This window comes from Tamlana sp. 2_MG-2023 (genome assembly GCF_030548465.1).
Lineage (GTDB): Bacteria > Bacteroidota > Bacteroidia > Flavobacteriales > Flavobacteriaceae > Pseudotamlana.
On record NZ_JAUOSF010000002.1, the window covers coordinates 432,077 to 455,150 of the forward strand.

21 protein-coding genes and 1 other RNA gene are annotated in these 23,074 nt (G+C 32.3%); 11 read left to right on the forward strand and 11 right to left on the reverse strand.

Going from position 1 to position 23,074, the window contains the following annotated elements; genetic code table 11:
• Positions 1 to 38: 38 nt before the first annotated feature.
• From Q4566_RS04970 to Q4566_RS04990, 5 genes are all read left to right on the forward strand, one after another.
• The gene (locus tag Q4566_RS04970; protein WP_303419046.1) at positions 39 to 332 is read left to right on the forward strand and encodes a 4a-hydroxytetrahydrobiopterin dehydratase; all 294 of its coding nucleotides are present in this window, start codon (positions 39 to 41) and stop codon (positions 330 to 332) included.
• A gap of 105 nt (positions 333 to 437) precedes the next feature.
• Positions 438 to 1,157, forward strand: a complete 720-nt coding sequence (locus Q4566_RS04975) for a YebC/PmpR family DNA-binding transcriptional regulator (RefSeq protein WP_303419049.1) — start codon at positions 438 to 440, stop codon at positions 1,155 to 1,157.
• A 334-nt stretch (positions 1,158 to 1,491) separates the two neighbouring features.
• Positions 1,492 to 2,478, forward strand: a complete 987-nt coding sequence (locus Q4566_RS04980; protein ID WP_303419051.1) for a Gfo/Idh/MocA family protein — start codon at positions 1,492 to 1,494, stop codon at positions 2,476 to 2,478.
• Positions 2,479 to 2,842: 364 nt separating this feature from the next.
• Complete coding sequence (locus Q4566_RS04985) at positions 2,843 to 3,790, forward strand: App1 family protein (RefSeq protein WP_303419054.1); 948 nt, start codon at positions 2,843 to 2,845, stop codon at positions 3,788 to 3,790.
• Positions 3,787 to 4,680, forward strand: coding sequence for a diacylglycerol kinase family protein (locus Q4566_RS04990; protein ID WP_303419057.1), 894 nt, complete (start codon positions 3,787 to 3,789; stop codon positions 4,678 to 4,680). The genes Q4566_RS04985 and Q4566_RS04990 overlap by 4 nt, the downstream gene beginning before the upstream one ends.
• Before the next feature lie 56 nt (positions 4,681 to 4,736).
• On the opposite strand, the gene Q4566_RS04995 is transcribed toward Q4566_RS04990, so the two are convergent.
• Entirely contained in the window at positions 4,737 to 5,468 is a 732-nt protein-coding gene (locus Q4566_RS04995; RefSeq protein WP_303419059.1) for an NYN domain-containing protein, read from the reverse strand.
• A gap of 194 nt (positions 5,469 to 5,662) precedes the next feature.
• Between Q4566_RS04995 and Q4566_RS05000 the strand changes: the two genes are divergently transcribed.
• A complete protein-coding gene (locus Q4566_RS05000) occupies positions 5,663 to 8,221 on the forward strand; it encodes a zinc-dependent metalloprotease (RefSeq protein ID WP_303419061.1) in 2,559 nt (852 codons plus the stop codon).
• 121 nt (positions 8,222 to 8,342) lie between these two features.
• Here Q4566_RS05000 and Q4566_RS05005 read toward each other — a convergent pair whose 3' ends face one another.
• The 5 genes from Q4566_RS05005 to Q4566_RS05025 all read right to left on the reverse strand — a co-directional run bounded on the left by Q4566_RS05005 (position 8,343) and on the right by Q4566_RS05025 (position 13,026).
• Complete coding sequence (locus Q4566_RS05005) at positions 8,343 to 8,891, reverse strand: 1-acyl-sn-glycerol-3-phosphate acyltransferase (protein ID WP_303419063.1); 549 nt, start codon at positions 8,889 to 8,891, stop codon at positions 8,343 to 8,345.
• Positions 8,892 to 8,895: 4 nt separating this feature from the next.
• Positions 8,896 to 9,984 carry an iron-containing alcohol dehydrogenase family protein gene (locus Q4566_RS05010; protein ID WP_303419065.1) on the reverse strand — a complete coding sequence of 363 codons (1,089 nt, stop codon included), beginning with the start codon at positions 9,982 to 9,984 and terminating at the stop codon, positions 8,896 to 8,898.
• 132 nt (positions 9,985 to 10,116) lie between these two features.
• Positions 10,117 to 10,818: an HAD family hydrolase gene (locus Q4566_RS05015; protein ID WP_303419068.1), complete on the reverse strand. Its 702-nt coding sequence runs from the start codon at positions 10,816 to 10,818 to the stop codon at positions 10,117 to 10,119.
• Positions 10,812 to 11,522: a 3-deoxy-manno-octulosonate cytidylyltransferase gene (gene kdsB / locus Q4566_RS05020; protein WP_303419274.1), complete on the reverse strand. Its 711-nt coding sequence runs from the start codon at positions 11,520 to 11,522 to the stop codon at positions 10,812 to 10,814. Before kdsB ends, Q4566_RS05015 begins: the two co-directional genes overlap by 7 nt.
• 79 nt (positions 11,523 to 11,601) lie before the next feature.
• Complete coding sequence (locus tag Q4566_RS05025; RefSeq protein WP_303419071.1) at positions 11,602 to 13,026, reverse strand: ATP-dependent RecD-like DNA helicase; 1,425 nt, start codon at positions 13,024 to 13,026, stop codon at positions 11,602 to 11,604.
• Between the two features lie 129 nt (positions 13,027 to 13,155).
• Here Q4566_RS05025 and Q4566_RS05030 point away from each other — a divergent pair, with 129 nt between their 5' ends.
• From Q4566_RS05030 to rsmD, 3 genes are read left to right on the forward strand one after another with little or no spacing between them, the layout of a single operon-like run.
• A complete protein-coding gene (locus Q4566_RS05030) occupies positions 13,156 to 13,893 on the forward strand; it encodes a hypothetical protein (protein ID WP_303419074.1) in 738 nt (245 codons plus the stop codon).
• On the forward strand, positions 13,877 to 14,698 hold the full coding sequence (locus Q4566_RS05035; protein ID WP_303419076.1) for a DUF3822 family protein: 822 nt from the start codon (positions 13,877 to 13,879) through the stop codon (positions 14,696 to 14,698). Before Q4566_RS05030 ends, Q4566_RS05035 begins: the two co-directional genes overlap by 17 nt.
• Entirely contained in the window at positions 14,698 to 15,243 is a 546-nt protein-coding gene (gene rsmD, locus Q4566_RS05040) for a 16S rRNA (guanine(966)-N(2))-methyltransferase RsmD (RefSeq protein WP_303419078.1), read from the forward strand. The genes Q4566_RS05035 and rsmD overlap by 1 nt, the downstream gene beginning before the upstream one ends.
• A 252-nt stretch (positions 15,244 to 15,495) precedes the next feature.
• On the opposite strand, the gene rnpB is transcribed toward rsmD, so the two are convergent.
• Positions 15,496 to 15,847, reverse strand: an RNA gene (rnpB, locus tag Q4566_RS05045) — RNase P RNA component class A.
• Between the two features lie 102 nt (positions 15,848 to 15,949).
• Here rnpB and dnaX point away from each other — a divergent pair.
• On the forward strand, positions 15,950 to 17,665 hold the full coding sequence (gene dnaX, locus Q4566_RS05050) for a DNA polymerase III subunit gamma/tau (protein ID WP_303419081.1): 1,716 nt from the start codon (positions 15,950 to 15,952) through the stop codon (positions 17,663 to 17,665).
• Between the two features lie 30 nt (positions 17,666 to 17,695).
• Entirely contained in the window at positions 17,696 to 18,277 is a 582-nt protein-coding gene (locus tag Q4566_RS05055) for a tRNA-(ms[2]io[6]A)-hydroxylase (RefSeq protein ID WP_303419277.1), read from the forward strand.
• Here Q4566_RS05055 and Q4566_RS05060 read toward each other — a convergent pair.
• From Q4566_RS05060 to ppk1, 4 genes are all read right to left on the reverse strand, one after another.
• Positions 18,274 to 18,801, reverse strand: coding sequence for a porin family protein (locus Q4566_RS05060; protein WP_303419084.1), 528 nt, complete (start codon positions 18,799 to 18,801; stop codon positions 18,274 to 18,276). The genes Q4566_RS05055 and Q4566_RS05060 overlap by 4 nt on opposite strands.
• A gap of 32 nt (positions 18,802 to 18,833) precedes the next feature.
• Positions 18,834 to 19,934, reverse strand: a complete 1,101-nt coding sequence (locus tag Q4566_RS05065) for a glycosyltransferase family 4 protein (protein WP_303419087.1) — start codon at positions 19,932 to 19,934, stop codon at positions 18,834 to 18,836.
• Positions 19,935 to 20,042: 108 nt separating this feature from the next.
• Entirely contained in the window at positions 20,043 to 20,948 is a 906-nt protein-coding gene (locus Q4566_RS05070; RefSeq protein ID WP_303419090.1) for a Ppx/GppA phosphatase family protein, read from the reverse strand.
• Between the two features lies 1 nt (position 20,949).
• Positions 20,950 to 23,016 (reverse strand): polyphosphate kinase 1, encoded by a 2,067-nt coding sequence (gene ppk1 / locus Q4566_RS05075; RefSeq protein ID WP_303419092.1) that lies wholly within the window; start codon positions 23,014 to 23,016, stop codon positions 20,950 to 20,952.
• Positions 23,017 to 23,074: the final 58 nt, after the last annotated feature.

Genomic DNA, 23,074 nt, shown 5'->3' on the forward strand with positions numbered 1-23,074 from the left:
ATTACGTAAATTGTAGAACACTAAAAAGCGTACAAATTATGAGCAAACTTTCAAAACAAGATATTGAAAAAAGATTACTTCGATTACCAGACTGGGAATATTATGATGATGCAATTCATGGCGAATTCGAATTTGAAAATTTCAAAGACTGCTTTAGTGCCATGAGTAGAATTGCTTTTGAATGTGAAGCTTTAGACCACCACCCTAACTGGACAAACGTTTACAATGTTCTCACTATTTCATTATCCACACACAGTGAAAATGGCGTTACCGAAAAAGATTTCGATTTAGCTAAAGCCATTGAATATATCGTAGAGCCTGAAGAAGATTAAGGGGAATTATTTGTTTTTGATTTGAAGGTTTTTAAATTTGTCAAATAATACACAATCAGTTTAATTTAACACAATTCCTATTTCGATAGGATAACATATATTATTATGGGAAGAGCTTTTGAATTTCGAAAAGCAAGAAAGATGAAACGTTGGTCTGCAATGAGTAAAGCCTTTACACGTATTGGTAAAGACATTGTAATGGCCGTAAAAGAAGGTGGTCCAGACCCTGCTAGTAATTCACGTTTACGTGCTGTGATACAAAACGCAAAGGCCGTAAACATGCCTAAAGACAATGTTGAACGTGCTATAAAAAAGGCCAGCGACAAAAGCCAAGGTGATTATAAAGAAGTTATTTTTGAAGGCTATGCACCACATGGTATTGCCGTTTTAGTTGAAACTGCAACCGACAACAATACACGTACTGTAGCTAACGTTAGGAGTTATTTTAATAAATGTGACGGAAGTTTAGGCACTTCTGGATCGGTAGTATTTATGTTCGATCATACTTGTAATTTTAGAATTAACGCTGAAGGTTTAGACCCTGAAGAATTAGAACTAGAATTTATCGATTTTGGAGCGGAAGAAGTTTTTGCCGATGATGACGGTATTTTAATTTACGCCCCTTTTGAAAGTTTTGGAGCTATTCAAGCTGAACTAGAAAGTCGAGAGATAGAAATTTTATCTTCTGGATTCGAACGTATCCCACAAGTTACTAAGCCTTTAACTCCAGAGCAAGCAGCCGATGTAGAAAAACTACTCGAAAAACTTGAAGAAGATGACGATGTTCAAAACGTCTACCATACCATGGAGGAAAGTGGTGAATAACACATATATTAAAAGAGAGCTATTTAGCTCTCTTTTTTTTTACTCTTCTTCCATTTTGTTAGCTGCAATCACTTAACTTATATTTTTATAATTCAAAAAATTAAAAGTATTTGACACTCGTTTTACTTAAAAAACTCTATAGAAAAAATTCTACCTGTTTCTGTAGGATAAAACCTCTAAAATGATTTTGTAATTTATTCTAATAATCCTTTTTTATTAGTACTTTAGTTGTAACAACAACTAAACTATTGTGTGCTTATACCAAACATTATTTTGTAAAATCTATAATGACATAAACACACTAGCACTTTTTAAATGAACAACACATACTACCATGAAAGGATTATCCAAAAACGTAAAATGGGGCATTATCGGCTGCGGTAATGTCACAGAAGTAAAAAGCGGGCCTGCTTATAAGATTACTAACGGTTTTTCCATTGCTGCCGTGATGCGACGAGATGCTAACAAAGTTAAAGATTATGCCAAACGACATAATATCGATACGTATTATACAGATGCCGATCAACTTATAAATGATAATAATGTTGATGCCGTATATATTGCAACGCCACCAGATACACACAAATACTATGCTCTAAAAGTTGCTGCTGCAGGAAAACCATGTTGCATAGAAAAACCACTGTCACCTAGTTATGCGGAGAGTTTAGAAGTTTATAATGCGTTTAAATCTAAAGAAATCCCTTTGTTTGTAGCTTATTACAGAAGGTCTCTACCTAGATTCTTAAAAATAAAATCTTTTATTGATGCTGGTTATATTGGAGAAGTAAGACATATTACCACACACTTAAGCAAGCCTCCAAGTGAAACTGATTTATCTAAATCATATAACTGGAGAACAGATGCCAAAATTGCTCCTGCTGGTTATTTTGATGATTTAGCAAGTCATGAATTGGATTTATTTACGTTTTATTTTGGTAATATTACCGAAGCTCAAGGCATTAGCATCAATCAGCAACATTTATATTCAGCGAAAGATGCGGTTACCGCGAGCTGGTTACATGAATCGGGGGTTACAGGCTCTGGAACTTGGAATTTTGGTTGCAATGAGCACACTGATAAAGTTATGATATACGGCTCCAAAGGCACTATAAAATTTTCGGTGTTTCATGAAAACCCAATTATCCTAAAGTGTGAATCCATAAAGAAGGAAGTTTTTATAGAAAACCCTAAACATATACAATACCCCCATGTTGAAAATATGATGTATTATTTTGAAGATCCGACGAAAACGCATCCATCAACAGGGGAAACAGCCCTTCACACCAGTTGGGTTATGGATAAAATACTTGGTCGAATATAATAAGATTACCATTCTATTTAAATAATAAAAAACCTCAATACCACAAATATTGAGGTTTTTCTATTAAATACAATTGAGATCAGTAACTAGTTACATACTTTTAAGATGAAATTTAACCGAATGTCAGGTCGAGCGCAATCGAGATCCCATTTTTAACACCGAAAAGTTCTCGACTCCGCTCGAACTGTCAATAGTACTACATACAACATTCTCATTTTCAAATTTATATCGAGTTTAAAATTGTAAGTATTTATCTATATGTTACTATAGTGTAATTTGATTAATTCTTTATTCAGAATGTTTTAATGACTTTTTCAAAATATTAAACTGTTTTTCTGTATTTTAATCCTTATAAGAATTCAACATGATTTATAGTAAAAAAGCAATTGTTTGGGATTTCTCGATTTTACAATTAACCGAAAACAAGTTCTGGTGTCGAGGTGTTGTTCTGAAGGGAAACAAACCATGGCAGAACAAAAAAAATAATACATTAAGAAATGCTTTAAGTGTACTTAAAACGTATTTCAGGCCAGTATACGCAAATCAAGAAATTAAAATTCATTTACAAGGAAAAACGATTACCACAGAAACCGATGCCCGAGGTCGATTTGAAATTATATTGGAAACTAATTCCTTAGAAGTTAAAATCATGATGGATGATTCATACTTGAACATCGAAAATAATTATGTTACCACTTTTACTGCGCCTTCGGGATATTTAGACATAATTTCAGACATTGACGACACTATTTTGGTATCTAATACTTCAAATTTATTTAAAAGAATTAAAACCTTATTGTTTTTTGTTCCCGAAAAAAGAGATGTCATCGTATTTACACAAAAGATATTTCAAGAATGGCAAGAAGTAAATCCGAGACTTTTTTATGTTTCGAAAAGTGAAAGTAATTTATACGGTATTTTAACAGCTTTTATAAAATATAATAGCCTACCGAAAGGTTTGTTAATATTAACGCCTTATTTAAATTTTACGCAATTAATTAAAGGGTATAAACCTGAAAATTTTAAACTTGATGCCGTTCGTTTTTTAATCAAGAATACCAGGAGTGAAAAATATGTTTTGGTGGGTGATGATAGTCAGAAAGATATGTTCATTTATACAATCATTGCCAATGAGTTTCCCGAATTAATTTTAAAAATTTATATTAGACAAACGGGTAAAAAAGTTAGTAAAAGTCAAAGTCGAATGTGGCAAAACCTAACAGCCACAGGGATTTCTGCTTCATACTTTTTACCTGAACATGAAGATGCCGTTTTAGAAGAAATCAAGAAGTTAAAACTTAAATTAATATGAGATTATTATTTGTAGTCAATCCGATTTCCGGAGGTGTAAACAAGGAGCCTTTTTTAAAAGAAGCAAAATCTATTTGCAAAAACTACGGACTTGAATTTAAAATTTTTACAACTACAGGGGTTAACGACAACGAAGAATTGAGTAAGGTTTTAAAGCGTTATCATCCAAATAAAGTTGTTTCGGTTGGTGGCGATGGCACAACACTGTTTACAGCTATTAATTTACTAAACACAGAAATTCCTATGGGAATTATTCCTTTAGGTTCTGCAAATGGCATGGCTGTTGAATTAGGTGTACCTCAAAAACCCATTGAAGCTTTTAAAGATATTATCATGTCCAATATTATTGGTGATTTAGATTTGATTTGTGTGAACAAAAAGCATTATTGTATTCATATTGGCGATGTTGGAATTAATGCCACTATTGTTGATGGCTACGAAAAGGATGCAAATAGAGGCATGGCAACTTATGCAAAGTATTTTGTAGATGCATTAAGCAAAACAGAACCTTTTAAAATAGAAATTGAATGCAATAATGAAGTGCAGCATTATGAAGGCGTTATGTTAGGAATTTGTAATGCAAGAAAGTATGGCACAGGCGTTCCTTTAAGTTTAGAAGGAAATCCAATGGATGGCCTGTTTGAAATTGTTATCATCGAAAAAATTAATGCCAACGTACTCATCAAAGCAGGGCTTTCTAGTTTTGATGAGAATTTTTTAGATAGCCAAAACCAGACGCTTATTACGACATCAAAAGCTATAGTTCATTTTACTGAACCCCGATTACTTCAGTTAGATGGCGAAATTATCGGAGATTTTAAGACTTTAGAAATCAAAATGCTAAAAGGAGCCGTTAAACTAATAACAACTAAGTGCAATGTTTATTTATAGTACTAGCCTTTGGTAAAATCAACTAAAATACCTGTAAATCTTTAAAAGTTTAGACATTACTTTTTATTCTTTACATAAATCAATTTAAAACGCCCATTGGTTTGATCGCGTTGTTCTAACTCAAATTGATCTAAAGATTTAAATAATGGTGTTAATTTTTCAAAACCAAAATTACGAGAATCGAAATTGGGTTGTTTTTTTATAATTAGCGACCCTACATCTCCTAAAAACGCCCAGCCATCATCATCTGCAGAATCTTCAACAGTATTTTTCAGGAACTGAATAACCTTTGGTGTGATATTATATAAATTTTCTTTTGCTTTTGGAGCACCATCTGATGGTTTTTCAGAATCCTTCTTTAAAATTTCTAGGTAAATAAACTTATCACAAGCTACTATAAATGGATTTGGCGTTTTCTTCTCCCCCATCCCGTAAACAACCAAACCGGCTTCACGTAAACGTGTCGCTAATTTAGTAAAGTCACTATCTGAAGATACCAAGCAAAAACCATTCACTTTTTCTGAATATAAAATATCCATGGCATCAATAATCATCGCTGAATCTGTAGCATTTTTACCAGTGGTATAACCATATTGCTGAATTGGCGTAATAGCGTTTTCTAGAAGTATGTTTTTCCATTTAGCTAAATAAGGCTTGGTCCAGTCGCCGTAAATCCTTTTTAATGTTGGCGTGCCGTATTTAGCAATTTCCTCCATCATTTCAGAAATATACTTTGCGGGAATGTTATCACCATCAATTAAAACTGCAATTTTTGTGTCTTTTATCATAAGTTTTAAATATAAGTAAATTTGAAACCTTAATTAGGTTTTTGACTACTAATTTTTTTTAACTTTCATTTAAATGGTTTTAAATTAAAATATAAGTATTTTTATAGCTTATATTTTAAATAACCAAATTAAAAATCGTAATTGATACTATGAGTTTACCCAAAAAATCATTCAGGTTTCTCTGTCTCTTATTTTTGTCAATCTTTATTTTTTCTTCTCAAAACGCTGAAGCACAAAGAAAAAACAGAAAAAACAAGAAAGATAAAACAGAGACTTCGGCTGAATCATCTGAAAAAAAATCCAAAGAAAAATCTATTACCGAATTAACCAAATCTAGTGAAAAATCTGAAGGTTTATTTACCATTTATCAAGATTCAGTGAATGGAACAATAAAAATGTTGATTTCAGAAGATCAAATAGGTAAAGAATTTATTTATTTCAGTCAAATTTCTGATGGTGTAATGGATGCTGGCAGAATCAACAGAGGCTCTTACAGAGGGTCAAAAGTCTTTAAAATTGAAAAATATTTTGATAAAATTCAGTTTATAACACAGAATACATCATTCTATTTTAATCCTGAAAGCCCTTTAGCAAAATCTGAAGGAGCCAACATAAGTCATGGAACAATGGCTAGTATTAAAATTGATAGCTATGATAAAGATAGTGGACAATATTTAATTGATGTTAATGATTTGTTTTTAGATGAAACATTATCTCAAATTAAACCAGCAGCACGCCCTGGGCAATCTCCCACAGATTTTAAGCTAGGCAAACTAAGCAAGGATAAAAGCAGAATAAATGCTATTAAAAATTATCCTGAAAACACTGATGTGGCCATTGAATATGTATATTCGTCACCTTCTGTACTTAATAATGGTTCTGAGGCCGTGGCCGACGGAAGAAATGTGAGTATAAAAGTGCACCATAGTTTTATAGCTATGCCAAACAATACATATCAGCCTCGTTTTGATGATCCTAGAGTTGGTTATTTTTTAACCGAAGTAAACGACCAAACAGCTACAAATTCTACGCCATATAGAGATTTAGTTCACAGGTGGAATTTACAAAAGAAAAATCCTGAATTAGAAATTTCTGAACCTGTTGAGCCTATCACTTGGTGGATTGAAAATTCAACACCATTAGAGTGGCGTGAAACCATTAAAGCAGGTGTGTTAAAATGGAATGTTGCTTTTGAAAAAGCTGGCTTTAAAAATGCACTTGTAGTTAAAGTTCAACCTGATGATGCCGATTGGGATGCTGGAGATATTAGATACAATGTTTTACGCTGGACGTCTTCTCCAAAACCTCCATTTGGTGGTTATGGCCCTAGTTTTGTCAACCCAAAAACAGGTCAAATTTTAGGTGCGGATATCATGCTAGAATTTGTTCATTTTACAAATCGTGTATTTTACGATAAAGTATACAGTCTAGCTGCTTCGCAACAAGCTTATGATGGTAAAGCTTATAATTATGATGGAGATGAACATCATTCTTGTGCATTTTCAGATACGATGCATAATGATTTTATGTTTGCAAACGCTGTAGCTAGTGTTACTGGAGCTTCAGACTTAGAAATGGAAGGCATTAAAAAAGAATCAATGCTTGCGCTTATTATGCATGAAGTTGGTCATACTTTAGGCTTGAATCATAACATGAAAGCGAGTCAGTTGTTTTCGCCTGAAGAGCTTGCCAATCCCGAGTTTATTGAAGGAAAGTGTTTAACTGGATCTGTAATGGATTATGCGACTCTCAATATTACTAAAGACCGTAGTAAGCAAGGGCAATATAGTGACGTTGCAGTTGGTCCTTATGATATTTGGGCTATTCAGTTTGGATATACACCTTTTAAAACAGGTAAAGAACGTCATGATTTATTAAGTCAGTCCACTAAACCAGAGCTTACTTTTGGAAATGATGCTGATGATATGCGTTCTCCTGGGAAAGCGATTGACCCTAGAGTTATGATTAATGACCAATCAAATGATGCTATAACATACTCAGTAGACCGCATTGAACTATGTAATGCATTGATGAAAAATGTAAAATCACAATTCACCAATACCGATGAATCTTACCAAGAATTACGTCGTGTTTACTACCTATTAAGCAGTCAAAAAGCTGGAGCTGCAGGTGTTATTTCTAGATATATAGGTGGTGTTTATGTAGATCGTGCTATGGCAGGACAAGAAGGTGGTACTCAACCTTACACTCCAGTAAGTTTGGATGATCAAAAAAGAGCTATGAAGGCTTTAAATGATTATGTATTCGCTCCAGATGCTTTTAACGCTCCCGATGACTTGTATAATTATTTAGCGATGCAACGTCGTGGATTTAATTTTAGAACGCCTGAAGACCCTAAAATACATGAACAAATCTTAACCTACCAAAAGAATGTATTAACACACTTATTGCATCCTAATACTTTACAGCGTATTTCCGATTCAGAATTATACGGTAATGAATATCATTTGTCAACCGAAATGAACGATCTAAATGATGCTATTTTTAAAGCTGATATTTCAGGTAACGTAAATTCATTTAGACAAAATTTACAATTAGATTACACAAATATGCTCGTTGATATGTTGACGGGGAAAGACCGTAGTAAGTTTACAAATAATGCCAAATCGATGGCGTTATACAATTTGAAGAACATTAGAAATTGGGCTACGCCTTCTGGCAATATAGCTTCAAAAGCGCACAAACAACATTTAAGAACCTTGATCGATAATGCAATTAAGGAAATAAAATAGACGTTTTTTACATATAAAAAAATTAAAGCCAAGTTGATATCAACTTGGCTTTTAAATTAATTATATATTTTTTATAAAACTGATTTGAAACACATTATACTACGCATCTTAAAGTTTAAGTTTAAGAATACTTGGAAACTTTACCTTTTACATTATCGAAAAAACTGTAAATATATTTAAAGTCTTCTTCTATATTATCTGTTGGATAGAAAGGTTCTGAAACCAAGTTTTGCTTATTTTCATAATCGAGAGTAAACATAATTATTGGAACATTCGCCTTTTTAGCTATGTAGTAAAAACCTGTTCTGAATTTTTCAACTTTTTGTCGTGTACCTTCAGGGGCTAATGCTATTCTAAACTCCTCTTTATCATCAAATAATTTAGCAATGGCATCAACTTTATTTTCGTTTTCTTGACGATTTATAGGACTACCACCAACAGCTCTCAAGAACCAACCTAATGGAAAAACAAAAAGTTCTTTTTTTGCAATAAAATTACTTTTAAGCTGTACAACTGCACGCATTAAAACACCAATATAAAAATCGTGCCAACTGGTGTGTGGTGCAGCTATAAGAATAGCTTTTTTAACTGTATTTTTAGAAAAGTTTGTATTACCTATAATGCGCCACCCTAACCATTTAATATAAATTAACTTAGCTAGACTTTGCATGGTATTACATTTTTTGATAAAGTCCTTTTAATTTTTCTCTTGTGATGGTTTTTTGCCAGTTTTTACCAATCGCATTTTCCCAAAGTGGCTCAAGGCTTAAAGCAACATCAATCATAATATCGAACTCATCATTACTTAATTGTGCACAAATACTTTGAGGTAACTCAATGTTATGCTTTATTTTCATTTCTTTAAATAAAGCGACACCTTCTGGGTAAAATTCCTCCAAATGATCAAATACTACACAGTTTCCTAACCCATGTTTTGTTCCCAATAAATAAGATAAACCATAACTCATAGCGTGTGCAACACCTACTTGAGAATAAGCAATACTCATTCCACCGTGCCAAGACGCCATCATTAATTTTTCTTGAGCTTCTACATCTGATAAATCAGCAAAATCACCTAGGAAAATTTCTTTACATAAATCCAAAGACTTCTCGCCATAACTTTGACTGAAAGAGTTTAAATAAGAGCCGTTTAATGATTCAATACAGTGAATATAACAATCCATTCCTGTATAAAACCATTGATCTTTAGGAACTCCCTTTGTTAATTCTGAATCTAAAATAACTTGGTCAAATGGTGTGAAATCAGAATTTATACCTAACTTTTTCTCAGGACCGGTTAATACAGTTGTTCTTGAAACCTCTGCTCCTGTACCTGATATAGTAGGAATGCCAACATGATATATGGCTGGGTTTTTAACCAAATCCCAACCTTGATAATCTTTAGCCTCACCTTCGTTAGAAAGCATAATAGAAACGGCTTTGGCTAAATCTAAAATTGAGCCTCCTCCTATTCCAATAATCCCTGAAGGACGTTCTTTTGTATTTAAAATAATTTCTTCAACAAGCTCATCAACTTGAGTCGTTTTGGGTTCTTCTTTGGTAGAGATGAAAATAATTTTATCATCATAATATAATGATATCCTAGAAGTTAACTCTGTATTGTTTTTAAAAACATCATCTACCAGAAAAATAAAAGGAGCATTAACACTTAAGCGTTTAGGCGCTAAAATTTCATTTAACTGATTAAAACTACCTCTACCAAAAACAACTCTTGGCACCATTGGAAAGTTCTTATAACTCATTTAACACATTTGTTTTTAGAATTTTCAAAAATACTATTAATTTACCTTTTATAGCTGTAATTCTTATCAAATTATTGGACTAATTTACCTGAAACAATCATTACTCCAATAATGGAACAGAAATCTATTAAGCTAATTTAAAATATTTAAAATTTCACTTATAGAATCTATAGTTTTATAAGTTTTACCGTTTGTTTCTTCTTCTTTAACTTCTTCATGCGCCCAGGTGGTATGAAATGGTACATGAATAGCATGAGCATTGATATTGACCAAAGGTAAAACATCCGATTTTAAAGAATTTCCAACCATTAAAAATTCGGTAGGATCAATCTTTAAATGCTTTAAGAGCTTTGAATAATTGTCTTCCTTTTTGTCACTTAATACTTCAATGTGATGAAAATATTTTGTTAATCCTGATTTCTCTAGTTTCTGCTCCTGGTCAAGTAAATCTCCCTTTGTTGCTAATATTAATCTGTATTTTTTTGATAATACCTCTAACACTTCTTCAACACCATCGAGTACTTCAACTGGCATGTTTAACATGTTTTTACCAATATTTAGAATAGCTTCAATAGTTTTAGGTGAAACTGTTTTGTTTGATAGTTCTAAGGCACATTCTACCATCGATAAGGTAAAAGCTTTCACGCCATAACCATATAAAGGCAGGTTACCAATTTCCATTTTAAAAAGCTCTTGATCAATTTTATTAGGAGTTTCGTATTTTGATAGTAGCTTAGAGAATTCTACTTCAGCGTCTCTAAAATACGTTTCATTTACCCATAGTGTATCATCGGCATCAAAGCCAATAACTTTTATGTTTTTGTAGTTTACCATATTTTTTTGGCGCGTTCTAAATCTTCCGGCGTATCAATTTCAACACCTTCGACATCTGTTTCTACCATTTTTATACGCTTACCATATTCTAAATATCTAATGCATTCTATTTTTTCCGAAGCTTCTAATGGCAACATAGGTAATTTATAGAAATCTAATATAGCCTCTTTCCTAAATGCGTAAACCCCCTTATGCTTGAAGTATTTTGCTCCAGCATCCTTATCTCTCAAATAAGGAATTGGGCTACGTGAAAAATATAAGGCAAAGTTAGATTTATCAACGATTACCTTTACGGTGTTCGGGTTCTTTATTTCATCCTCATTAGTTATATGCACCATTAACGAGGCCAGATCGATACTTTTATCCTTATCTTCTTTAAACACTTCAATAAGTTTACGAAGCGATTCTTTATCTGTAAAAGGCTCATCTCCTTGTACATTAATAACAATATCCACGTCCATAAACTCAACAGCTTCAGCAATTCTGTCGCTACCGCAATCGTGTTCCTTCTTACTCATTATGGCCTTTCCTCCATTATTAGTAATCTCTTGATAAATAATATCACTATCTGTTACAACAAACACGTCATCAAACAGTTGAGTCGCTACAGTTGCTTCATAAGTTCTTAAAATAACTGTTTTACCTCCAAGGTCTTGCATGAGTTTTCCTGGGAAACGTGAAGCCGCATAGCGCGCCGGAATCATTGAAATTATTTTCACAAGTTTAAATTTTAAATTGATTTATGGTCATTCAATTTCAGTTCAAAAGTACTTAATTTTAAAACTATTCTTCAAAAAAATCATCTTTAAAACCAATTAAGTATAATTTTTCTTTAGCTCTGGTAACAGCGGTATAAAGCCAGCGTAAATAATCTTTATCAATACCATTTGGCAAATAAGGCTGTTCTACAAAAACAGTATCCCACTGCCCTCCTTGAGATTTATGACAAGTAATAGCATAAGAAAATTTTACTTGTAAAGCATTAAAATGTTTGCTCGCTTTAACTTTTAAAAACTTCTTGTAATTGCTGCCTTCGTTTTCAAAGTCCTTTAAAACCTCTTGATAGAGTCGGTTGGAACCCTCATAAGATAATGATGGCGTCTCACCTTCAATAGTGTCTAAAAGTAGTACTGTTTCAAAGGGTTGCATGTTTGGATAATCAACCATTCTTATTTTCACTTCAGCAAAACGAAATCCGTATAAAGCCTGGATACTAAAGATTTCTAAAACTTCAATAATATCACCATTTGCTATAAAGCCTGCTTCAGTAGTAGGTTTTATCCAAAAATAATTATTTTTAACAACCATTAAATAATCACCAGCAGATAATTCATTTTCATTAAAAAGAATGCGACTTCTTATTTGCTGATTATACAGGTTAGCACGTTTATTACTCCTTACAATAATGGCGGTTTCTTCATTACCTAGTTCACTGTACGAATCATTAATGGCATCCATAATCTCATAACCATCTACAAGTCTAACAATATCTCTAAAAGGACCTATTTCAAATTTAAAAGCATCAAAAAAAGAACTTGCCAAGGTTTCTCTCAAAACGGTGGCATTCATCAAAATTCCAGAATCTTGCTCTTGCCTTACCACTTCATCTAATTCCATTCTAGTGACCTCTTTATTATAATTTAAACTTAATATGTTCTCGTCTAAAGCCGGGCTTAAATCTAATTTCACAGGTGGTAATTGCGCTGTATCTCCAATTAAAAGCAATTTACATTGGTGCCCAGAGTAAACATACTGCATTAAGTCATCTAATAAAGATCCGTTTTCCATAAATTTAGATTCTCCGGGCGTATCTGGAATCATGGAAGCTTCATCTACTATAAAAATGGTGTTTTTATGCTTATTTGGTTGTAAAACAAATTTTACGCCACCTCCTTTTTCTTTTTTCGGAAAATAGATTTTTTTATGAATTGTAAAGGCTTCTTTTCCTGAATAATTTGAAATCACTTTAGCCGCTCTACCTGTTGGTGCTAGTAGTACTGCGCTCTTTTTAGCTTTCCATAAATTGGATACAATAGCACCTACAATAGTTGTTTTTCCTGTTCCAGCGTAACCTTTTAACAAGTAAAGTGCATTTGGGGAATTATTAAAAATAAATTCTGATAATTGTTGAAGAACAATATTTTGTTTTATAGTGGGATTAAACGGAAACTGCTGTTTTATAAGCAGATAAAATTGAGAAGCATTCATCTAAAGGGATCTGGGAAAATATTTTATTCAAAGATAGAAATGATTTTTACTCTCTTTGTTTTTACGGTTAAAAAAAAATTGTAGATTTGCTAAATACCTTAAAAATAATTTTTAATTAAAGAACATACTATGTTAACATTTATTCTTATTGCAGTTGCTGTAATACTAGTTACAATTGGCTTGATTAAGTTAATTGACAAAGTTATACCTCAAAAACTTAAACCTGTCTTAACTATTGCCCTTTGGATTTTAATTGGCTACCTAGGTTATTTAACATATATGTCTGTTTATGAGCCAATTCAATTTAATAAAGTAAAAAATAAACGTTACGTACAAGTTATTGAAAGTTTAAAAGATATCAGAGACTCTCAACTTGCTCACAGACAAGTTACAGGTAAATTTGCTGGAGATTTTGATCACTTAATAAGATTTATTGACACTGCAGAGTATACAATTACACAACGAAGAGACTCTACTATTCTTGATGAAGAAAAAACGAAATTATACGGCGTTGATTCATACAAAGAGATTGTAGTGATTGATACACTTGGTTTTGTTCCAGTTAAAGATTCTTTATTTAAATCTTCTAATAGATACAAAACAATGATGAATGTTCCTGTTGGGAAAGAAGGTGGTAAGTTTGATATGAAAGCTGGATTTATTGAGCAAAACGATATTAAAATTCCTGTTTTTGAAGCATCTGTGAAAAAACGTGTTCTTTTATATGATCAAAGCAATGACCTTATTATCCAAGAAAACCAAGTAATTTCTGTTGACGGTGTTAACGGTGATGCTTTAAAAGTAGGTTCTATGGACGAGGTTAATACAACTGGAAACTGGCCTAAAACATATGGCGCAAACGAATAACAGTTCTAACGAACTAACAAATATAGAATTGTCCATTCAACTAAGTTTGAGTGGACTTTCTTTTTGTATATTAAATCGTAATTTAAATTCAATTATCAATTTGGGTGAGTTTCAGTTTGAAAAAAAACTGAACCCTCTAGAATTATTGGATCGCTTAAAGGAATTATTTAATAATCAAAAGGCTTTATCTTACGACTTCTCTAAAGTTTCTGTAATACATGATAATGACTTATCTGCTTTAGTGCCACAATCCTTATTTAGTGAAGATTGTTTAGCTGATTATTTAAAATTCAACTCTAAAATCCTAAAATCAGATTATATCACTTTTGATACTATTTCTGAAAATGATAGTGTAAATGTTTATGTGCCATACATCAACATAAACAATTTCATTTATGATAAATTTGGAGCATTTACCTTCAAGCATATTTCCACAGTTTTAATAGAAAATATACTTCAAATAGAAAAAAACAAGTTGAACACGCGAGTCTATATTCACGTGAGTACAGGTCATTTTGAAATTGTTGTCGTTGAAAATTCTAAATTAAAACTATATAACACCTTTACATACGGTTCTAAAGAAGATTTTATTTATTACATTCTATTTACTGCCGAACAATTAAATTTAAACCCAGAAACGCTTAAATTAGTTTTCTTGGGTCAAATTGAAAAAGGAGATAAACTTTACGAAATAGCATATAAATATATTCGAAACATTAGTTTTGGAAGTAGAAATGATACATTTAAATTTGAAAAACAGCCTAAAACAGGGTATTCAAACTTCACTTTAATAAACAATTTTTAATGCGAATTATATCAGGATTATATAAAAGTAGAAAAATTATTGCTCCAAAAAACTTACCTGTGCGGCCAACAACCGATATGGCTAAGGAGTCTTTATTCAACATTATTAATAACTTGTATTATTTTGATGCTATTTCTGTATTAGATCTATTCGCAGGTACGGGTAATATAAGCTACGAATTCGCTTCTAGAGGCACTGAAAACATAACTTGTGTTGATCAAGATTTTGGTTGTATTAAGTTTATTAACCAAACCGCAGAAGCATTTGATATGCCTATTCAAACGATTAAAAGTGACGTTTTTAAATTTCTTGAAAAGTCTAAAATTCAAGCAGATGTTATTTTCGCAGACCCTCCTTATGATTTTTCAGAAGAACAGTTCTCTAGAATTCCTAATTTAGTTTTTGAAAATGATTTACTGCTTGAAGATGGTGTACTTATTGTAGAGCATTCTAAACATACAGACTTATCAAACGTAAGTAACTTCTCCTATTCTAAAAGTTATGGTGGAAATATGTTTAGCTTTTTTGAAATTCCTGAACAATAAATTATTATACTTCGCTTTTTTTCAGTACATTAGAAGTGTTCCTAGGGTAAATTTATAGTGTATCACAAACAAAACTCATCAGACTTGATCATTTTTCAAGCATCAGTTTAAGTTTTTGTATTGTGATAAATGAGCACTAAACTAAAAAACCATTAAGCATATTAATGTGACTTTTTAAAGATTATAATTATTAGTTAGTCACTAGTTTTTAAATGATAAACCCTTCTTTAAATCAAAAGAAGGGTTTATTTATTTGTAAGTAAATCTATAAGCCGAATCCTGTATGTTTAGTATTTAATTTAGATTACTCTAAAAATACTAAACACCCTTATCATTTATCTGAATGTATAGTTACCCATACACTTTAGCTGCCTACCCTCTAGCATCAAACGTGCCGCCTTCTCCCGATAGTTATCGGAACGCTAGTTTACATGACATTGCACCACATAGAGTTTACCTGGTTTCACTACAGCATTACCTGTACATACTTTCTGTTGCACTTTTCCTAATCTCACGACTGGTGGTCATTAACCACTATGTTGCACTATGGTGTTCGGACTTTCCTCTATTCATTTTCATGAACAGCGATAAGGCGATTTACTTGCGCGCAAAAGTACATAAATTGTTAATAACTCCTATTAAATTTTAGCTTATGAATTCAGTTTTAAGCATTGAATTTTTAACTTTGTTCTTCTAAGATTTTTCAATGGAACATTTTGTTGTATCGGCGCGTAAATACAGACCACAAACGTTTAAAGACGTTGTTGGTCAGCAAGCTATTACAAATACTTTATTAAATGCCATTGAAAATAATCATTTAGCACAAGCCTTATTATTTACAGGGCCTCGTGGTGTTGGTAAAACAACTTGTGCCCGTATTTTGGCTAAAATGATTAATAGTGATGGAAAGGAAACTGGTGAAGAAGATTTTGCTTTTAATATTTTTGAATTGGATGCGGCTTCAAACAATTCGGTTGATGATATTAGAAGTTTAACCGACCAAGTTCGCATTCCGCCACAAGTAGGTAAATATAAAGTCTATATTATTGATGAGGTGCATATGCTCTCGCAAGCGGCTTTTAATGCGTTCCTTAAAACATTAGAAGAACCACCTAAGCACTGTATTTTTATTTTAGCAACTACCGAAAAGCACAAAATAATCCCAACCATTTTATCTCGATGTCAAATATTTGACTTCAAGCGTATTACAGTTAAAGATGCAAAAAATTATTTAAAATATATTGCTGAAGAACAAGGTATTACTGCTGAAGATGATGCCTTACATATTATCGCCCAAAAAGCAGATGGCGCCATGCGTGATGCCCTTTCGATTTTTGACAGAGTAGTTAGTTTCTCTGGAAAAAACTTAACGCGACAAGCCGTTACAGAAAATTTAAACGTACTAGATTACGAAACATATTTTACGAGTACCGATTTAATTTTAGAAAATAAAATACCAGATTTACTATTACAATTTAACAATACCCTTTCAAAAGGATTTGATGGACATCATTACATTGCTGGTTTAGCATCACACTTTAGAGATCTTTTAGTTAGCAAAAATCCAGAAACCATAGAATTGCTTGAAGTAGGAGATCAAACAAAAACAAAGTATTTGGAACAAGCTAAAAAAGCTTCCCAAGAGTTTTTAATGCAAGGAATTAATCTGGCAAACGATTGCGACCTCAAATACAAGACCAGTAAAAATCAACGACTTCTCGTCGAACTATGCCTCATGCAGCTTGCCTCTATCACTTTCGATGGAGAAAAAAAAAATGGTAAACATTACATAATACCTGCATCCTATTTTCAAAAGAAAGGCATCACTCCTATTCCTGTAAAAAAGGACATTGAAACTCCGAAAACTCAAACAACAGCAACTCCTGCAAAGGATGCTAGTAAAAATCCAGCAGCTTCATTCCAAGTAAAAGAACCGCCTAAGGTCGTTTTAAAGCAAGAGACAAAACGAACTTCTGGACTCTCACTTAGTAGTATTAGAGCAAAAAAGGAACACCAAATCAAGCAAATGGAAGTGGTGGTTGATGAAGAAAACTTGCCAACCGAAGCATTTACTGAAGAGGCGTTTTTAAAGGTATGGCATGAATATATTGGAATATTAAGAAAAGAAGGTAAACACAATCTAGCTTCTATTTTAGCCATTGATACTCCAAAATTAAAAGGAACAACAGCACATTTAGAATTTCCTAATGCTACCAACAAAATAGAAGTTGAACGTCAGTCATACGGTCTTTTGCTTCATATTCGTCAATCTCTAAGTAATTATGATATTTCGTTAGAGATCACGATCAATGAAGTCATGGAAAAACAATATGCTTATACCACAGTAGAAAAATTTGAAAAATTAAAGGAGAAAAACCCAAGTATTGACCTTTTACGAAAAACTTTTGATTTAGGTCTTTAACCTCTTAATTTAATTTTAAAACATAAAATGATGCTCGGACTAAAATTACCAACAGACCCTCGCTGGGTTAATATCGTAGAAAAAAACATTAAAGAAATTTTAACCGATCATGCATTTTGTGAACAGAAGGCAACGAGTACAGCTATTTCTTTAATTGTAAGTTTTCCTGAATATACCGATTTAGTACAAGAAATGACAGCTTTAGTAAAAGAAGAGATTAGTCATTTTAAAATGGTTCATGATAAAATCATTGAGCGCGGTTGGGTATTAGGGCGTGATAGACGTGATGATTATGTTATACAATTATTAAAATTTTTTCCTAAAGGAGGAAGCCGAACAACACAACTAACGCACAGACTGTTATACGCTGCACTAATTGAAGCTAGAAGCTGTGAACGTTTTAGATTGCTTTCCGAAGAATTAGAAGATCAAGAATTAGCAACTTTCTATAGAAATTTAATGGTTAGTGAAGCCAATCATTACACCATGTTTTTAGGTTTTGCTAGAAAATATGGTGATAAAAAAGAAGTTGATGCCAAATGGCAAGATTTACTTGATTATGAAGCTGAAATCATGAGTAACTTAGGAACTTCAGAATCAATACATGGTTAAAACTTGTAACCTACGCCTATCTGAAAATTATTATTTTTTGCATCAACGCCTGAATCGTCATCAAAAACATTTATAAGACCGTTGGAGTGACGTACATCAACAAATAGCGCTTGATTAATTCGATATTCAGCTCCTATAATTGAAGAAAAGCCAAAGTTAGCAGCCATATCATCAACTTCATGGATTTTCAATCCAATCTGTGGTCCTAAGTTGACATGAAAATTTTTAAATAGTTTAATGCCAACTAAAATCGGCATTTGAATATAATCAAATTGTAATACGTCGGCTTTTGACCCTTCGTATGAAAATTGAATTTCAGGAATAAGTGATATGGTTTTGGATAAGCCTATATCTGCTAAAAAACCAATGTAAACACTATTTCTATGTTTGTTTCCTGCTGGAACTTCACTTTTAAAATCTAAGCTAGAAATATTCATACCTCCTCGAACACCGTATTTTACATTTTGAGCATTCACATTCAGAGAAAACACTAAGATTACTGTTAATAAGTAAATATATTTCATAATTAAAAGGTTATTGGGGTTGGTTAATTATTTTAATTCGAGAGTTCTTCAAACAATTTTTTCCACTTTGGAAATATAGATTCAGGCGATAATCTTAAAATATTTTTACGAGCTGCAGCTCCCATATTTTTCCTAGTTGTAGGATTTTCAATGAGTTTAATCAATGATTGGGAAAAATTCTGAATATCATTGATTTCAACCAGATAGCCGTCTTCTCCATCTGTTATAAGTTCTTTTACACCACAAGGACAATTAAATGCCACTGCTGGAACACCACAGGCCATGGTTTCAATAAGAACTAATGGAAAACCCTCAAATCGAGATGAAAGGGCATAAATGGAAGATTCTAAATATACACTCATGATGTCTGAAACAGGTTCATGAAAATTTATATATTCAGAAACACCATAATCTTCAGCCATATTGATATACTTGGAATATTCATCTTTTTTTCCGTAAATATCTAGAGTCCAATCCTTATGAGTTTTAACCACTTCAGACCAACTTTTTATGAGAAAATCAAAGCCTTTTTGATGTGTATGACGTCCTACAGCTAATACCCGTTTATTTTCTAGTGACGCATAACTTTCAGGATAAAATATTAAGGGGTTACTAATAATTTCAATATTTTTTAAATATTTCCATTCTTCAATATGATCATCTGATAGTAAAACCACTTTATCATAACCTCTACCACCTTGATCTAGTAGAGCCTTTTTTACTTTATTAATAAACTGGGTTGGAATTGAATTTGAATTCTGAGTGTAGTTTACGCTTTTAGAGTTATGACGCTCATAAACATACTTAAATTTTTTACTTAAGAAATTAGGCATATAAAGCCCAGAAATATTATCGACTACTACGACTACAACATCAGGGATTTCATCTTCTAAAATCTTATTGACTTGTTTCATTTTTGAAACACCACCAATTAAAACATCTTTTCCTTTAGATAAATTGTATTTTTTAATAGCACTGTTGACATTAAAAAACGGCTTATCGCCTTCTTCTTCTAGGGCAATAACAACAATGTCGTAATTATATTCTTTTATGAAATAATCAGTTTTTATTGCAATAATGCGCTCTTGCCCAGTCGTGCCATTCAATTGATTAACAATATATAATAACTTCATCCTTTAGTAGTGTTTAAGCGATAGTTGGGGTATCGAATAATCTTAATAAAGACGAATATATATTATAATTATAAACACCTACAACAATAAAAGGTAAAGTGCAGAATTTTACTGTGTATTGCTAGAAACGGTGTCGTAATAAATACTTTTTATAACACCATCTGCTAGCCCAATTTTAGGAACATAGATATTTTTAGCACCGCTCCACTTCATGGCAGATAAATAAATGCGCATCGCTGGAATAATTACGTCAGCACGATCTTGGTTAAGATCTAGCTCTGAAATTCGTTCTTCGTAAGAATAACTTTGAAGTGTATTATAATAGGAACTCATATAGAAATACGATAGTGGTTTTCCCATCGCTTTTCCTGAGATTTTAAATATTTTATTGATGTTTCCACCAGAACCAATAACAGATATTTTTTCGTAATCTAAAGCGTTTGACGCAATCCATTCACGAAGTTCCTGCCAGGCTTCGTTCTTAACCATATCATTAAGAAGCCTAACGGTTCCTATTTTAAAAGATTTAGAAACAATAGACTTACCATGATCTATTACTGTAAATTCGGTACTACCTCCACCTACATCAACATACAAATAGGTCTTATTAGGGTCGATATATTTATTTAAATCGGTAGCTGCTATTATTGCCGCTTCTTCTTCTCCTTCAATAACATCAATACTAATTCCAGCATGATCCAATACCAAATCAACAACTTGTTTACCGTTGGATGATTCTCGCATCGCCGATGTGGCACAAGCCTTATATTTTACAACCTTATGAGATTTCATTAATAGTTTAAAGGCTAACATCGTGTCTAGAATACGCTGGGTATTCTCTTTAGATATTTTACCTTTTACAAAAACATCTGCACCTAAGCGAATTGGAACTCGAACTAATGAGTTTTTCTTAAATTGTACAGGACGTCCCTTTTGTTCAATAATATTTGAAATAAGAAGACGTACTGCATTTGAACCAATATCTATGGCAGCATATTTTTTTAATGAAAGCATATTAATTTTCTAATTTTTTAACATAATAATCGTAAAGCGCATACTGAGAACGAATTTTTTCATCATCATTTACGCGGTATTCATTTTCTTGTGAGTCATTTAATATTCTAGCCTTCACATTATCGTTCCAACAAATATTAAATGTTTCAATTATTTCTTGTTTGATGTCTTCATCGTAAATCGGACAGCTTACCTCAACTCTATTTTCAATATTTCTAGTCATCCAATCTGCAGAAGAAATATACACTTTTGGATTACCTTCATTTCCGAAAATATAAACCCTAGAATGTTCTAAGAATTTATCCACCACACTTATAACTTCAATGTTCTCACTCATTCCAGGCACTCCAGGAATTAAACAGCATAAGCCTCTAACAATCATCTGGATTTTAACGCCTGCACGACTAGCTTCATAAAGTTTATCTACCATATTGTAACTAGAAATACTGTTCATTTTTAGTCTAATAAGGCCTTCTTTACCCTGACGAACACTTTCAATTTCATGATCTATAAGTTTAAAAACTTCTCTTTTTGTGTAATGAGGAGATACAATAAGGTGCTTATATTTGTTAATCCTATAATTCGTTTTAAAGAAGCTGAAAATTTTGTCAACATCTTTTAAAATCTTTTGATTGGCTGTGAAAAGAGTATAATCCGTATAGATTTTAGCGGTAGATTCATTAAAATTACCTGTGCTTATAAAACCATAACGACGTATTTTTTTCCCTTCTTCACGCTCGATAACACACATTTTACTATGTACTTTAAGCCCTGCTACTCCAAATATTAGGTTTACACCTACCTCTTCCATTTGCTTGGCATAGTTTATATTAGCTTGCTCATCAAACCTTGCCCGAAGTTCTATGGAAACCGTAACCGTTTTTCCGTTTATCGCTGCATTAATTAAAGAACTTGCAATATGTGATATTTCCGCTAAACGATATATCGTAATTTTTATAGTTTTTACTTTTGGATCTAAAGCAGCTTCCCTTAAAAATTTTACGACATATGAAAATGTTTGATATGGTGCATGCTGTAAATAATCCTTCTTTGCAATGGCTTTAAATATACTACTTTGTAGGCTTAATCCTTTTATAGGCAAGGCTTCAATTTTATCATACAAAAGATCTGTTCTTCCTAAACTTGGGAATCCCATATAGTCTCTTCTATTATGGTAACGTCCTCCAGGGATGATACTATCGGTGGCATCAATACCCATTTTAGACATCAAAAACTGTAAGGTATCTTTATGAATAGTTTTATCGTAAACAAATCTAACTGGTTCTCCTACTTCACGATGTTTAACACTATCGGATATTTTATCTATAAAACTTTTACTTAAATCACTTTCAAAATCTAACTCCCCATCTCGAGTTATTTTAATCATATGTGCAGAAATACTTTTATAGTCAAAAATATTAAAGATATCACTCAAACAATGACGTAATAAATCATCTACAGCAATAATAAAGAACTTGTCATCCTGTTTTGGCAACACAACAAAACGATTTACCGCCTTCGGTATTTCGATTAAAGCAAATTGCTTTTTATCACCAGGCATTAACATTCTAACCGCCAAATAAGCACCACTATCTTTTAAATTAGGAAGTACAACCTCATCGTTAAGAATGATAGTAACCAAAGCTGGACTTACCTGTTTAAGGAAATATTCCTTAATAAATTCATGCTGAGAATCGTCAATTTGAGTTTCATTTATAAGGTAGATATTTTCTTCTCTAAGCTTCTTCCCTATTTCATATAAAATATCTAAACTTTCACTTTGCTGACTAATTACAATTTGAGTAATAATTTCAAGCAACTCTTTTGCTCTAATACCGCCAAGTTCGTTTTTTGCACCTTTACCTGCTTCAACAATACGTTTAACGGTAGCATAACGTACTTTAAAGAATTCATCCAAATTGTTAGAAAAGATTCCTAAAAAGCGAAGTCTTTCAATTAAAGGCACAGCTTCATCTGCAGCTTCTTGCAATACTCTAGCGTTAAATTGTAACCAACTTATTTCTCTATTAATGTAACTATTATTTACAGAGGCTTCTGTTTTTGTCATTCAGCATTGTTTTATATATCCTAAACAAATATATCGTATTTTGATGTAATAATGTTAA

Coding starts and splice junctions, on each gene's coding strand:
- Q4566_RS04970 (WP_303419046.1), top strand. CDS start 39: ATGAGCAAACTTTCAAAACAAGATATTGAAAAAAGATTACTTCGATTA.
- Q4566_RS04975 (WP_303419049.1), top strand. CDS start 438: ATGGGAAGAGCTTTTGAATTTCGAAAAGCAAGAAAGATGAAACGTTGG.
- Q4566_RS04980 (WP_303419051.1), top strand. CDS start 1,492: ATGAAAGGATTATCCAAAAACGTAAAATGGGGCATTATCGGCTGCGGT.
- Q4566_RS04985 (WP_303419054.1), top strand. CDS start 2,843: ATGATTTATAGTAAAAAAGCAATTGTTTGGGATTTCTCGATTTTACAA.
- Q4566_RS04990 (WP_303419057.1), top strand. CDS start 3,787: ATGAGATTATTATTTGTAGTCAATCCGATTTCCGGAGGTGTAAACAAG.
- Q4566_RS04995 (WP_303419059.1), bottom strand. CDS start 5,468: ATGATAAAAGACACAAAAATTGCAGTTTTAATTGATGGTGATAACATT.
- Q4566_RS05005 (WP_303419063.1), bottom strand. CDS start 8,891: ATGCAAAGTCTAGCTAAGTTAATTTATATTAAATGGTTAGGGTGGCGC.
- Q4566_RS05010 (WP_303419065.1), bottom strand. CDS start 9,984: ATGAGTTATAAGAACTTTCCAATGGTGCCAAGAGTTGTTTTTGGTAGA.
- Q4566_RS05015 (WP_303419068.1), bottom strand. CDS start 10,818: ATGGTAAACTACAAAAACATAAAAGTTATTGGCTTTGATGCCGATGAT.
- kdsB (WP_303419274.1), bottom strand. CDS start 11,522: ATGATTCCGGCGCGCTATGCGGCTTCACGTTTCCCAGGAAAACTCATG.
- Q4566_RS05025 (WP_303419071.1), bottom strand. CDS start 13,026: ATGAATGCTTCTCAATTTTATCTGCTTATAAAACAGCAGTTTCCGTTT.
- Q4566_RS05030 (WP_303419074.1), top strand. CDS start 13,156: ATGTTAACATTTATTCTTATTGCAGTTGCTGTAATACTAGTTACAATT.
- Q4566_RS05035 (WP_303419076.1), top strand. CDS start 13,877: ATGGCGCAAACGAATAACAGTTCTAACGAACTAACAAATATAGAATTG.
- rsmD (WP_303419078.1), top strand. CDS start 14,698: ATGCGAATTATATCAGGATTATATAAAAGTAGAAAAATTATTGCTCCA.
- dnaX (WP_303419081.1), top strand. CDS start 15,950: ATGGAACATTTTGTTGTATCGGCGCGTAAATACAGACCACAAACGTTT.
- Q4566_RS05055 (WP_303419277.1), top strand. CDS start 17,696: ATGCTCGGACTAAAATTACCAACAGACCCTCGCTGGGTTAATATCGTA.
- Q4566_RS05060 (WP_303419084.1), bottom strand. CDS start 18,801: ATGAAATATATTTACTTATTAACAGTAATCTTAGTGTTTTCTCTGAAT.
- Q4566_RS05065 (WP_303419087.1), bottom strand. CDS start 19,934: ATGAAGTTATTATATATTGTTAATCAATTGAATGGCACGACTGGGCAA.
- Q4566_RS05070 (WP_303419090.1), bottom strand. CDS start 20,948: ATGCTTTCATTAAAAAAATATGCTGCCATAGATATTGGTTCAAATGCA.
- ppk1 (WP_303419092.1), bottom strand. CDS start 23,016: ATGACAAAAACAGAAGCCTCTGTAAATAATAGTTACATTAATAGAGAA.